We start from the raw sequence: 12,689 nt of genomic DNA, 5'->3' as shown, positions 1-12,689 counted from the left end.
ACCGCGTCTCGTGGTATGATGACCTGTCCCATACGCAAGCGGAGGACAGGATATGGACATCACGGCAAGATCGGTGGCGCAGGTGATCCTGATGGGTCACGAGATGGAACGGGCCGAGGGCGAGTTGCGCGGCTTTCTGGAAGGATTGGGACCGGAGGAGCAGGCCGATCTGGTCGCGATCTTCTGGATCGGGCGCGGCAGCTTCGAGGCGGAGGATTTCGCGGAGGCCCGCGCGACGGCGATGGCGGAGGCGTCAGTGCCGACCGCGGACTACCTGTTCGGCAGCCCTCATTTTGCCGACCACCTGGAAGCGGGCGCGGAGGCCCTGGGTCTTGACGTGGCAGATCAGGAAGACGACCTGCTCTGACCCCGGCTCAAAGCTCGGCCAGGGCCGCTCTGAAGGTTTCGTTGGCGCGGCCCCAGACGCCGGAGGCCATGTCATCCAGGCCCAAAAGGTGCGGCAGAAGCTCGTCCGCGAAATCCTGGGAGCTTTCCAGCGGCAACAGCGACGGCAGATTGTCGATCGCCATCACATCCAGCACCGGATCATCGGCGATTCTCAGGACCGGATCGGACCATGTGGTCACACGGTCATAGACCTTGATCGGGGAATAGGCGCTGTCCGGGTCGCATGCGATGTCGCCGATCACTGACAGGCGGCGCGGCTCTGAGCGGGCGTTGTCCGGCACGAAGACCGGCACGCCGGGGGAGGCGAGGATGCAGTTGAGAAAGATGTCGTGGGTCAGGATCTCGGGGAAGGGGCCGCCTTTCGCCGTCTCCGCCATGTCCCAGCCGGTGGGGGCGACGCCCATCGCCTCGCAAAATGCGGATGCCCCGGTGCCGGTGCGACCAAGGGCGCCGATGATGATGGCGGTGGGGCGCCTATGGCCGATGCGGGCCAATGCCTCCGTCACGTCGAGGATCAACGCCTCCTTGTGGTCCCAGTCGGTAACGGCTTGCATCTTGCTGCCGCCCTGCGCCGCCGCCCAGGCCAGGATCGACAGCGCCGCACCCACATAGCCCGCCCAGAACCCGAAGGCCGATACCCGGCGTCCGGTGTCATCCACGAGGTATTCCAGATCATAGAGCGCCCCGCCGCCTTCGCGAAACCGGCGCAGCAGGTCGGGGCCGGATGGTTGGCCCTTGAACGCATGGCCGAAAAGGATGTGCCGGTGAACAAGCGGCCCCGTATCCCCGGGCAGTTCCTTAAGCCCGAAGATGATCGCATCGTGCGGCGCGTCCCGCCACGTGCCGGCCTGTGCAGTGGTCGCACCCGCGTCCCGGTACTCCTGCGCGGGGATGATCCGCGTGGCGCTATCCTCCACCGTCACCTGAAAACCGGCAGCCAGAAGCGCCTGCACCCCTTTGGGTGTGATCCCGACGCGGCGTTCATTGGCGCGCTCCTCGGCGCGAACCCAGAGATGTGGCATGGCGGACCCTTCGATTGCGGACAGCAACGCGCCGACGCTAGCAGGCGCTGCCGGACGGGGGAACCGATCACCGGTTTTGCGGGTTGATCTGCCAGACGACATTCTGAAACCCAATGTGACGGAGACCCGCCATGGCCACCCCCGCCGCCCCCTACCCGCCCGTGCAACCGATCGAAGCCGACGAAACCCGCGCCGATATCGACGCCATCCAGAAAGCCCTGACGCGCACCTGTGACGCGCTGGCCGGCTACGACAAAATGGTCGAAGAGGCCGAGGCAGAGGTTCTGCCGATCCTGCGCAAGATCCACGAGATCCACCGGGTTCATGCCGGTCAGCTTGCCTCCCTCATCAACGGGATGGGCGGCACGCCGGACACCGACGGCTCTGTCATGACGACGGTGAACAAGACCGTCATCTCGCTCCGTGCCCTGTTCGATGAGATCGACGACGACGCGCTGGAACGCGCCATCGACGGAGAGGAATACGTGACCGACGCTTTCCACGACGCCATGGCCGAAGTGCCGGAAGGTCCGGACCGCCAGGCGCTTGCCGACATGCTGGCAGAATTGGAAGCGGTGCTGGACGAAGCCCGCGCCATCGCGGACTAGGTCCAGCGCACTTCACCGAGAAAGATATAACCCGCGCCGTAGATCGTCTTGATCAGGCGCGGGTTTTTCGGGTCTTCGCGCAGCTTCGTGCGCAGGCGCGAGATGCGGACATCCATCGCCCTGTCAAAACTTTCGCCCGCCGCCCCGCCCAGGCTTTCCTGCATCTGCTGGCGGGAGATCAGGCGTTTCGGCGATTCGAGGAACAGGCGCAGCACCTCCCCCTCCGCGTGGGAAAACGGTGTTTGCGACCCGTCTTCGGCCACCAGCGTGTAGCTGTCGAAGGACGCGGTCCAGCCGTTGAACATGGCAACGGCCTGCGCACGATCGGGTGCTTTCGGGCTGCGCAGGCGGGCACGGACGCGGGCCACGACCTCCACCGGATCGAACGGCTTGATGATGTAGTCGTCCGCCCCCAGCTCCAGCCCTGTCACGCGATCCTGCACCTGCGCGCGGCCAGAGATGATGATGATCGACGACCCGGATTCGAGCGCCAGCCGATGCACCAGCGCCAGCCCGTCCCGGTCCGGCAGGCCCAGATCGACAAGGCAGACATCGGGCGTGGTCTTGCGCAACGCCGCCTCGAACTCCGTCGCGCGGGCGAAGGTGAGGGTGCGGAACCCGGCCTCCGTCAGGGCATCGGACAGCATCGCGCGGATCTGCGGCTCATCATCCAGGATCGTGACGAGGGGCGCGCTCATGCCGCGACCTCTTGGGTCATCAGCGCGTGAAGCGCGCCGGGATCGACCGGCTTGTCCAGTACCGGCCAGCGCCGTGCCCCCGTCATCCGCAGCGGATCGGATGCGGGCAGGGACGTCATGAGGGCGAGGTGCAGATGCGGGTGATGCGCGGCGATATCCGTCAGAAGCGCCACGCCATCCACCGCGCCCAGGCGAATATCCGACAGGACCCAATCAAGGCCCGGAAGATCGGCAAGGGCCAGCGCCTCCTCCGCCGATGCGGCCTCCAGCACCCTGTGGCCGAGGCCGATCAGATCCTCCCGCACCTGCGTGCGGATCTCGTCCACGTCATCGACCAAGAGGATCAGGCGCGGCTGCGTCTCATCGGTCACGGGGCGCAGCGGCAGGCGCAGAAGGACCTGCGCGCCGCCTTCGGTATTGCCGATCTGCACCGTGCCGCCCGCCAGCTTCACAAGGTCGTAGACCATTGTCAGGCCAAGGCCCGAACCGTCCTGCCCCTTGGTGGTGAAAAACGGATTGAGCGCACTGTCTAACGCGGCGTCCGAAAAGCCCGGGCCGGTATCGGTGACGCGGATCTCCAGCCACGTCCCCTTGACGTCGCGCAAGCTCACGGTGATCGCCCCCTTGCCCTCCATCGCGTCGCGGGCATTCAGGACCAGGTTCAAAAGCCCGTCCTGGACCGATCCCGCATCCAGCATCAGGGCCTTGTGCGACAGGGCGTTCTGCAGGTCGAGCGTCACCGAACCGGGCAGGGTCGCGCGGGCCAGCGGCTCGAAACTGGCGAGGAAGTCGTCGATCACGACCGGGGCGGGCCGCACCTCCCGCGCGCCGGTCATGTCGGCGATCTTGTCGAGCAATCGCCCGCCGCGCCGCACCGCAAGGCGCGTGGCCGCCGTCAGGTCCTTTGCGCCGTCGGGCAGGGGCATCTTCTCCAACTGCGTTTGCAGGCCGAGGATGATGGTCAGCAGGTTGGCGAAATCGTGGGCAAGGCCACTGGTGAGTTGCGCCGCCATCTCTCTCTTGTGGGTCTGCTCCAGCGCCGCGCGGGCCTGGGTTTCCTGGGTGACGTCGGTGGACAGAAGGTACACCCCGCCCTCGCCGCGTTCGTCGGGCGTGAAGGCCGTGCGGATGCGCCGCCCGGAACTGGGATCGGTGAATTCCGTCAGCGTCGGCGTGCCATCGGCGGCCGCGGCAAGCTTGGGCTGCAACATGGCCGCGGTGTCCGCCCCGAGCGCCTCCGCGAAGGATCGTCCGACGATATCGCTTTGCCGCCCGGGCAAAAGCGACGACAGGCGGCGGTTGGTGAAGGTGTAATATCCGTCCGCATCGACATGGGCGATGTGGGCGGGCGTCATCTCCGTCACGGTGCGGGTGCGGGCCTCCAACTCCCCCAAGGCGGCCTTCGCCTCCTGCAATTGGGCGATCGTGGCCTCCAACTGGCGGTTTGTGCGCGACAGCTCCTCCGCGTGGGACAGAAGCTGGTCGGACAATTCCTCGGACCGGGCGCGCAAAAGCGCCTCCTGCCGCTTGGCGGGGGTGATGTCGGTATAGACCGTGACCCAGCCACCATCGGGCAGGGGCGAGCCTTCGACGGAGATGGTCCGGCCATTCGCGCGGGTGCGTTCCATGTAATGGGGTTGAAACGCGCGGGCCTGTTCGACGCGGGTTCGCACGAAATCGTCCACGTCGTCGACCGCGCCATATTCACCGCTTTCGACAAGGTAGCGGATCGTATCTTCGAACCCGGCGCCCGGACTGACCAGACGTTCGGGCAGGCCGAACATCTCCTGGAACGGGCGGTTGCTGACGGCCAGCCGCAAATCGGCATCGTAGATCGACAGCGCCTGCTGGATCAGGTTCAGACCGGCGCGGGTAAAGCTCTCCGTGATGCGTTCGCGTGGCATGGCTCAAACGTCCCTCCGCCCCCATGGCTAGCTTGGCGCACGACCCGCGCCAAGGCCCCTGAACGGCCTGTTACAATTCGAAAGGATTGCGAAAAAGTCAGGTAACGCTTGACCGACATCTCTTCTGTGGCACGTTAAGGGGCGCGGCCAGCGTCTTGTCCGAACAAGGGACGCGGTGCGTGTGCATCGGTGAAAAACCGGTGATAGGGAGGACATCTTGGCTGATACGACACCGCCTTCGGGCGCGCCGCAATCCGTGCCTGCGCTGCTTCGCCGTAACGCGACGCGCTTCGGTGATAGCCCCGCCTACCGCGAAAAGGAATTCGGGATCTGGCAAAGCTGGACCTGGGCCGAGACGGCCGACGAGATCGAGAAGATCGCCCTCGGCCTCTTGGAGCTTGGCCTGAACCGGGGCGATTACGTTGCCGTCATCGGCCGCAACCGCCCCGCGCTCTACTGGTCGATGGTCGCGGTGGAAATGGCGGGCGCCGTGCCCGTCCCGCTCTACCAGGATGCCGTCGCGGAAGAGATGACTTACGTGCTCGACCATTGCGGCGCGCGGTTCGTGATCGCGGGCGACCAGGAACAGGTCGACAAGGTGATCGAGGCGCAGGAAACGCTGCACGGCATCGAGCACGTGATCTACGTCGAAAAGCGCGGGATGCGGAAATACGACCACGGCGCTCTGCATGCGCTGGAAGATGTGCAGGCCAAGGGCGCCGCAGCGGGCGCGAGCCTGAAAGACGATCTGGCCGCCCGCGAGGCGGAGCTGACCTATGACAGCACCTGCGTGATGCTCTACACCTCCGGCACGACGGGCAAGCCGAAGGGCGTTGTCCTGTCGAACCGCAATATCATCGAGGCGTCGAAATCCTCCTCCGAATTCGACGGGTTGCGGCCCGATGACGAGGTGCTGGCCTATCTGCCGATGGCCTGGGTGGGGGATTTCATCTTCTCCATCGGGCAGGCGTACTGGACCGGGTTCTGCGTGAATTGCCCCGAAAGTGCCGACACGATGATGATGGATCTGCGGGAGATCGGGCCGACCTATTTCTTCGCCCCGCCGCGTGTGTTCGAGACGCTGCTGACCTCCGTGATGATCCGGATGGAGGATGCGGGGAAATTCAAGAAGGGCCTGTTTGACCGCGCCATGGCGCGCGCCAAGGTGACAGGCCCCAAGATCCTGGACGGCAAGCCCGTCTCGGGCGGCGAAAAGCTGGCCTATGCGCTCGACAACCTTCTGGTGATCGGACCGCTCAAGAATACGCTCGGCATGAGCCGCGTGCGCGTGGGCTATACCGCGGGGGAGGCGATCGGGCCGGAGATTTTCGATTTCTACCGCGCGCTCGGGATCAACCTGAAGCAGCTTTACGGGCAGACGGAGGCGAGTGTCTTCATCACCCAGCAACCCGACCACGAAGTGCGCCCCGATACGGTCGGCGTGCCGTCGCCCGGGGTGGAATTGAAGATCGGCGATAACGGGGAAGTTTTCTACCGCTCGCCCGGTACGTTCGTGGAGTATTTCAAGAACCCCGAAAGCACGGCCTCCACCAAGGATGCGGAGGGTTGGGTGGCCACCGGCGACGCAGGCTTCATCGAGGAGGACACCGGACATCTGCGCATCCTCGACCGCGCCAAGGATGTGGGCAAAATGGCCCAGGGCGGGTTATTCGCGCCGAAATTCGTGGAGAACAAGCTGAAGTTCTATCCCGATATTCTGGAGGCCGTGGTCTTCGGAAACGAGCGGGAGTTCTGCACCGCGTTCATCAATATCGACCTGAGCGCTGTGGGCAATTGGGCGGAGCGCAACAACATCGCCTATGCCTCCTACCAGGAATTGGCGGGGCATCCCCAGGTGCTGGATTCGATCCAATCCCACGTTGAGGCGGTGAACCGCTCCGTCGCGGAGGACCCGATGCTGTCCCACTGCCAAGTCGCGCGGTTCCTCGTGCTGCACAAGGAGCTGGACGCCGATGACGGAGAGCTGACGCGGACCCGCAAGGTGCGGCGGCGGATCATCGAGGAGAAATTCGGCGAGTTGATCGAGGCGCTTTATGACGGATCGTCCGAGAAATACACCGAGACGGAAGTGACCTACGAGGATGGCCGGAAGGGCAAGATCTCGGCGACGTTGGAAATCCGCGATGCGGCCACGGTGCCGGTCGATGCGAACCGGATGGCTGCGGAATGACGGGCGGACGCGCGTGCAGGCGCGACGCCCCGCCCCCCATCCCGCGGGAGGTGCGCCCATGACCCTTGTGGCGGTCGGTTTCTTCTTGCTGGGTTTTGTCGCGTCGTGGGTGGCGGGGCGGTACGTGAGCAAGGGCGCGATGATCGTGCAAAGCGGCGCGCTTGGCCTGTGCGGGCTGGCGGCGCTGGTGATCGGAATGCCGGGGGTGATCGAGGCGAATTTCGTCTGGGCGCTGATCGCGCTGGTCATCTACGGGCTGATCGGCGCGCTGATCTTCAGGGCCGCGCAGGCGTCGCGGGAAGGGGCGGAATAAATGCTTGATAACGCGACAGAAAGCTACGTCACCGCCGACGGGCGGACCATCGGGCCGGTGGTGATGGAGATGCGGGGGATCACGCTCAGGTTCGGCGGGGTCGAGGCGATCAAGGACATCTCGTTCGACGTGCGCGAAGGAGAAATCCGCGCCATTATCGGGCCCAACGGGGCGGGCAAATCCTCCATGCTCAACGTCATCAGCGGGTTCTACCATCCGCAGGAAGGCGACGTGTATTATCGCGGCTCCAAGCGGCCGCCGATGAAGCCTTACCAGGTCGCGCGCCAGGGCATCGCGCGGACGTTTCAGAACATCGCGCTCTTCGAGGGGATGAGCGTTCTGGACAACGTGATGACGGGCCGCCTGAACCACATGAAAGCCGGTTTCGCCAGCCAGATTCTGTGGTGGGGAAAGGCCGAGGAAGAGGAAACGAGAAACCGCGCGAAAGCCGAGGAAATCATTGATTTCCTTGAGATTCAGTCGATCCGGAAGACACCGGTGGGACGCCTTCCCTACGGTCTGAAAAAGCGGGTGGAGCTGGCGCGCGCGCTGGCCGCCGAGCCGCAAATCCTGTTGCTGGATGAACCCATGGCGGGGATGAACGTGGAGGAAAAGGAAGACATGTCGCGCTTCATCCTCGACGTGAATGACGAGTTCGGCACGACCATCGTTCTGATCGAGCATGACATGGGCGTTGTCATGGACCTCAGCGACCGCGTGGTCGTGATGGATTACGGCAAGAAGATCGGGGACGGGACGCCGGAAGAGGTGCGTAACAATCAAGAAGTGATCGACGCTTATCTCGGGGTCTCCCATGACTGAAACCGGCGTATATTACCGGTATAGGGTCGGTATAGCCTTGGTATATACGGCAATGTTCCTTGCAGCGGGCGCACCGGGCCATGCGCAAACCGCCCCCGGCACGGAGCTGTTGCGGGTGACGCAGCATTGCATGGATTGGGCCGAGGGCGGTTTCGCGGACGCAACGCCTTTCGAGGCCGACCCCGATTACGTGCAGGTCTTCGCGGTGGCCGGCCAATACCTCTATCGGCTGGACGGCACGGGCATGACCGTCGAATTGACGCAGGAGGACGGGGAGGTCATCTGCGCCATGGGCGGCCAGGGTGCCGTGACCCAAGGCGATGACTACGCCCGGCTTTTCGATCACATGGACGGGCTTCTGGAGACCGGGCGCACGGCGCTGCTGGTCGGGTCGGGATACGCGATCTGCGACGTGCCGAGCGGGCTCTTTTCCGTCACCTACGCGCTTGACGGGGGCGAGGGGCTGGCCGTGCGGCTGGAATGGGGGACGGAGGACGCGTTGGGCGTCGCGGGGGCGTGCGATGGGTGATCTGCGCCTCATCCTGGCGGCGCTGTTCGTGGCGTTTCCCGCCGCGGCCCAGGAGAGCGCGAGGTTTGAAGCCACGCCCGAGATGTATCTGGTTGGTGAGCGCATACGCCTGTGCAGCAATGCCGTCGCGCTGCGCGATGCCGCGATCATTTTGGAGGCGCCTGTCGAAGTGACCGGCACCCCGCGGGAGACGAATCGTGGCGCGAGCTTCGACGACGATCTGAGGCATGCGTTTTTCGACCTGAACGCCGATGGCGATCCGTCTCAGACGATGCTGATCGTGTCTCATGACCCCAGGTTTTCGCCGTTCGAAACGCCCGAGGATGCGCGCCGCATTGCAGGCTGCCTTGTCTGGCTGACGCCCGTGGCATCAGAGAACCGCCAGATCATCGTCAATTGGATCATTGGGGTTATGGACGAATTCAGGCGGGTCGTTCAGCCGTTCGAGGTGACGGACTACGATGTCGGCCATGGTCAGATTTCGGCGAGAGGGCGGTTGTTGGCGTGCCGCAATGACGGAACGGCCCTGAGACTTTCGGTAAACACCTATGAGGGGTTCGGATTGCAGAGTGTGGAATTCCACGATGAACCAACCCAACCGGGCGAGGTGCCGTGCGATGCGTGATCTGCGCCTCATCCCGGCGGCGCTGTTCGTGGCGTTTCCCGCCGCGGCCCAGATCGAGGATGCGTTCGCGCAGTTCGAGGCCCGCTGTCTGACGCCCATGGAAGCGGTGGAGGCGAGCGATACGGACGGTTTGACCCTGACGGCGGAGGATTCCGATAGCCAAACGTGGATGGCCGATGCGGGGGCGTGGCGGTTGAGCCAATCCACCCCGGAGGCGCTGATCCAGTTCTGCGCGATCCACGGGGCCTTCGGCACGGAGGTGGACGATTGGGTGCGCGCGGCGCTGGACAGCGGACGCTACCGCCCCATCGACAGCGCCGATCCGGCGATCCAGCTTCTGCAATCGACCACGTGGCGCGAGCCGCTGATCGAGGTGGAAATCGACCGGGAGGGCGCGCGCCTGACCGTCATCGAGACGAATTTGGAGAGTTGAGGGTGAGGCGCTTTTCCATCTCGCTTTGTACGGCCGTGACGTTTGGGGTGGTGTCCCCCGCGCAAGCACAGGTTTCGCCCGAGGCGTTCGTGGACATCATGCAAAGCTGTGTGACCTGGATCGCCGGGGGTGCTGTCGATGAATTCGCACCGCCGGGGCTGGACGTGCTGTTGCCTTATCCCAGCGTCAACGAAAGCACCGGCAGCGCCGTGGGGGCCTTCGGCGGCATGGGACTGTCGCTGTCCGTGGTGCACGGCGAGGACGGGACGTTGTGTACGTATTCGGGCGCGGGCCCGGATCCGTCCCTCGCCGAACCGGTCGTGAATGCCTGGATCGCGGCGCAAGTGACCGAGGGACGCCTTGTTCCGATCAATGACCCCGCTGTCCGGGCACCGTTCGCCCTATGCGGCACGCTGGACGGTACGGCAAACATCTTCGCCGCAAGCGGCGGGGTGAACTTCACCATGAGCGGCGGTCTTGATGCGTTGCCGCCGGGGGTTTGCGAATGAGTGGCCCCGCACCAATTGCCCAAGGAGGCTCAGGATGCCTGACCAGTTAATCTTCGCCATGGAAGTGACCCTGAACGGGCTTTTGAACGGCGTGATGTATGCGCTTGTGGCGCTTGGCTTCGTGCTGATCTTCAAGGCGTCGGGCATTTTCAACTACGCGCAAGGGGTCATGGCTCTGTTCGCGGCGATGACGCTGGTGGGCATCCAGCAGGGCCGCGTGCCGTTCGGGCATCTGATCAATGCGATCTTCGGGACCGACATCCATTATTTCGGGTGGGAGGTGCCGGCGTTGATCGCGATCCTTCTGACCGTGTTGATCATGGTCGCCTTCGCCTATCTCGTGCAGAGGTTCGTGTTCCGGCATCTGGTGGGGCAGGAGCCGATCATCCTGTTCATGGCGACGATCGGGCTGGCCTATTTCCTTGAAGGAATTTCCGACCTGATGTGGGGCTCGGAGATCCGGAACCTCGATGTGGGTCTGCCGCAGGGGATCAACGACTGGATCGACACCACGACGTTCGAGGCGTTGGGGTATGGCTTCTTCATCGACAATCTCGACATCGCGGCGGCGATCATCGCGGCGATCCTCGTGATGGGTCTGATCGCCTATTCGCAATACACCAAGAATGGCCGCGCGATGCGGGCGGTGGCCGATGACCACCAGGCGGCGCTGAGCGTCGGGATTTCGCTAAACTACGTGTGGATCCTGGTCTGGTCGCTGGCGGGCATGGTGGCGCTGGTGGCGGGGATCATGTGGGGGTCGAAATCGGGCGTGCAGTTTTCGCTTTCGCTCATCGCGTTGAAGGCATTGCCGGTGCTGATGCTGGGCGGCTTCACGTCAATCCCCGGGGCCATCGTGGGCGGGCTGATCATCGGCGTGGGCGAGGCGCTGTTCGAGTTCGCCATCGGCCCGATGATCGGCGGCGCGACGGAGAACTGGTTCGCCTATGTGCTGGCGCTGGTGTTCCTGGTGTTCCGGCCGCAGGGCCTCTTTGGGGAGAAGATCATTGAGCGGGTTTGAGGCATATGGCGCAGGATCAACCGAAACCGCTGCTCGTTCGGCTCTTGCTGTTCGTTGTTGGTGGCTATTGCGCGTTGGCGATCCTGTTCACCGGGCTGCTTGTGCCGTTTCTGATGGTGGCGAACTGGGCCGGTGGACCCAGTCGAGCGAGCGGTTGGGGCGAGTGGATGCTGGGGCTGGGCATTTGGGTTGCAGGGTTTGGCACCGCGCTCATCGTGCGGATGGACGGCCCGATGCGATGGGTGACGCTTGCGATCGTGGCGGTCCTCTTGATCGCCGGGATGCTGGTATTCATCGGAACCGAGACCGGCAATCCCGCAACCTACCTGCTGTGGGTCATCGCCTTTGTCGGCCATGGCGCGGTCATGGCTCTGGCGTTTCGCGCGCTGTCGAGATGATGGCGGACCGCACGAACAGAACGGACATGGTGGTCTGTCTGACCAACAAAGGGAGCGTTTGAGATGCTGTACCGTGAAGCAGGTGATTTCTCGACCACTTACGGCGAAGACAACCAGACCTTCCCGATCAAGTTCGATCGGCTGTGTTACTACGTGGCGCTCTTTGTCGGTGCCGTCGTGGTGCCGTTCCTGATCAACGATTACTGGGCGAATTCGCTGCTGGTGCCGTTCCTGATCTACGCCATCGCGGCGATCGGGCTGAACATCCTGACGGGGTATTGCGGGCAGGTCAGCCTTGGGACGGGCGGGTTCATGGCAGTGGGGGCCTATACGTCCTACAAGCTGATGACGGCGTTCCCGGGGCTCGACATGATCTCCATCACGCTGCTGAGCGGGTTCATGACGGCGATGGTGGGCGTGGCGTTCGGCCTGCCGTCATTGCGGATCAAAGGCTTCTACCTGGCGGTGGCGACGCTGGCCGCGCAGTTCTTCCTCGTGTGGCTCTTCAACAAGGTGCCGTGGTTCTACAATTACTCCGCCTCCGGGCAGATCAGCGCGCCGGAGCGGGATTTCTTCTACTTCGTGAACATCCCCGTGACCGGCCCCAACGCGGAGGCCTGGGCGAAATACCTGTTCTGCTTCCTTTTCGTCTTCGTGCTGGCCTGGGTCGCGCGGAACCTGACAAGGGGCACGATGGGGCGGCAATGGATGGCGATCCGCGACATGGATATCGCGGCGGAGATCATCGGGGTGAACCCCCTGAAGGCCAAGCTGACCGCCTTCGCCGTCTCCAGCTTCTACGTGGGCGTGTCGGGGGCGCTGCTCTTCACCGTCTATCTGGGCGCCGTGGAAGTGGGGGAGGTCTATGGCATCACCAAGTCGTTCCTGGTCCTGTTCATGATCATCATCGGCGGGCTCGGCTCCATCTTCGGGAGCTTCGCGGGGGCGGCCTTCATGGTGCTGCTGCCCGTGGCGCTGAAGCTGTTGCTGGTCGACAGCTTCGGGCTGGATACGGCGCTGAGCGCGCATTTCCAGTTCGTCATCGTGGGCGCGCTGATCATGTTCTTCCTGATCGTGGAGCCGCACGGGCTGGCGCGATTGTGGGGGCTGGCGAAGGAAAAACTGAGATTGTGGCCCTTCCCGCACTAAGCGGGGCGCGCTGCCAAGACCGGGCGGGAGGCCCGGGCAAACCAAGAAATCGGAAAAAA

15 protein-coding genes are annotated in these 12,689 nt (G+C 64.1%); 12 read left to right on the top strand and 3 right to left on the bottom strand.

The features are described 5' to 3' along the window. The first annotated feature begins 52 nt into the window (after window positions 1-52). Window positions 53-367 carry a DUF3775 domain-containing protein gene (locus KUW62_RS15150; RefSeq protein WP_224816296.1) on the top strand — a complete coding sequence of 105 codons (315 nt, stop codon included), beginning with the start codon at window positions 53-55 and terminating at the stop codon, window positions 365-367. Window positions 368-374: 7 nt separating this feature from the next. On the opposite strand, the gene KUW62_RS15145 is transcribed toward KUW62_RS15150, so the two are convergent. Then, window positions 375-1,430: a saccharopine dehydrogenase gene (locus tag KUW62_RS15145; protein WP_224816295.1), complete on the bottom strand. Its 1,056-nt coding sequence runs from the start codon at window positions 1,428-1,430 to the stop codon at window positions 375-377. A 131-nt stretch (window positions 1,431-1,561) separates the two neighbouring features. Between KUW62_RS15145 and KUW62_RS15140 the strand changes: the two genes are divergently transcribed. Further along, window positions 1,562-2,038, top strand: coding sequence for a DUF2383 domain-containing protein (locus KUW62_RS15140; RefSeq protein ID WP_224816294.1), 477 nt, complete (start codon window positions 1,562-1,564; stop codon window positions 2,036-2,038). Here the strand turns inward: KUW62_RS15140 and KUW62_RS15135 are convergent. Both KUW62_RS15135 and KUW62_RS15130 read right to left on the bottom strand, forming a co-directional pair. Beyond that, window positions 2,035-2,736 (bottom strand): response regulator transcription factor, encoded by a 702-nt coding sequence (locus tag KUW62_RS15135; RefSeq protein ID WP_224816293.1) that lies wholly within the window; start codon window positions 2,734-2,736, stop codon window positions 2,035-2,037. The genes KUW62_RS15140 and KUW62_RS15135 overlap by 4 nt on opposite strands. Next, window positions 2,733-4,640 (bottom strand): PAS-domain containing protein, encoded by a 1,908-nt coding sequence (locus KUW62_RS15130; RefSeq protein WP_224816292.1) that lies wholly within the window; start codon window positions 4,638-4,640, stop codon window positions 2,733-2,735. The genes KUW62_RS15135 and KUW62_RS15130 overlap by 4 nt, the downstream gene beginning before the upstream one ends. 217 nt (window positions 4,641-4,857) lie before the next feature. Here KUW62_RS15130 and KUW62_RS15125 point away from each other — a divergent pair, with 217 nt between their 5' ends. From KUW62_RS15125 to KUW62_RS15080, 10 genes are all read left to right on the top strand, one after another. Beyond that, window positions 4,858-6,831, top strand: coding sequence for an AMP-binding protein (locus KUW62_RS15125; RefSeq protein WP_224816291.1), 1,974 nt, complete (start codon window positions 4,858-4,860; stop codon window positions 6,829-6,831). Window positions 6,832-6,889: 58 nt separating this feature from the next. Continuing rightward, the gene (locus KUW62_RS15120) at window positions 6,890-7,144 is read left to right on the top strand and encodes a hypothetical protein (protein WP_224816290.1); all 255 of its coding nucleotides are present in this window, start codon (window positions 6,890-6,892) and stop codon (window positions 7,142-7,144) included. Continuing rightward, window positions 7,145-7,966: an ABC transporter ATP-binding protein gene (locus KUW62_RS15115; protein ID WP_224816289.1), complete on the top strand. Its 822-nt coding sequence runs from the start codon at window positions 7,145-7,147 to the stop codon at window positions 7,964-7,966. Window positions 7,967-8,018: 52 nt separating this feature from the next. Then, window positions 8,019-8,495 (top strand): hypothetical protein, encoded by a 477-nt coding sequence (locus KUW62_RS15110; protein ID WP_224816288.1) that lies wholly within the window; start codon window positions 8,019-8,021, stop codon window positions 8,493-8,495. After that, window positions 8,488-9,120, top strand: coding sequence for a hypothetical protein (locus KUW62_RS15105; RefSeq protein ID WP_224816287.1), 633 nt, complete (start codon window positions 8,488-8,490; stop codon window positions 9,118-9,120). Before KUW62_RS15110 ends, KUW62_RS15105 begins: the two co-directional genes overlap by 8 nt. Beyond that, window positions 9,113-9,553 carry a hypothetical protein gene (locus tag KUW62_RS15100; RefSeq protein WP_224816286.1) on the top strand — a complete coding sequence of 147 codons (441 nt, stop codon included), beginning with the start codon at window positions 9,113-9,115 and terminating at the stop codon, window positions 9,551-9,553. Before KUW62_RS15105 ends, KUW62_RS15100 begins: the two co-directional genes overlap by 8 nt. A gap of 2 nt (window positions 9,554-9,555) precedes the next feature. Then, window positions 9,556-10,062 (top strand): hypothetical protein, encoded by a 507-nt coding sequence (locus tag KUW62_RS15095; RefSeq protein WP_224816285.1) that lies wholly within the window; start codon window positions 9,556-9,558, stop codon window positions 10,060-10,062. 34 nt (window positions 10,063-10,096) lie between these two features. Then, window positions 10,097-11,083, top strand: coding sequence for a branched-chain amino acid ABC transporter permease (locus KUW62_RS15090; RefSeq protein WP_224816284.1), 987 nt, complete (start codon window positions 10,097-10,099; stop codon window positions 11,081-11,083). A 5-nt stretch (window positions 11,084-11,088) separates the two neighbouring features. Further along, entirely contained in the window at window positions 11,089-11,481 is a 393-nt protein-coding gene (locus KUW62_RS15085) for a hypothetical protein (RefSeq protein ID WP_224816283.1), read from the top strand. A gap of 63 nt (window positions 11,482-11,544) precedes the next feature. Continuing rightward, a complete protein-coding gene (locus KUW62_RS15080) occupies window positions 11,545-12,630 on the top strand; it encodes a branched-chain amino acid ABC transporter permease (RefSeq protein WP_224816282.1) in 1,086 nt (361 codons plus the stop codon). The last annotated feature ends 59 nt before the right edge of the window (window positions 12,631-12,689 follow it).

This window comes from Hasllibacter sp. MH4015 (assembly GCF_020177575.1).
Taxonomy (GTDB): Bacteria; Pseudomonadota; Alphaproteobacteria; order Rhodobacterales; family Rhodobacteraceae; genus Gymnodinialimonas.
Note: the sequence above shows the minus strand (reverse complement) of the source record. Positions and strands in the feature narration are given on the sequence as shown.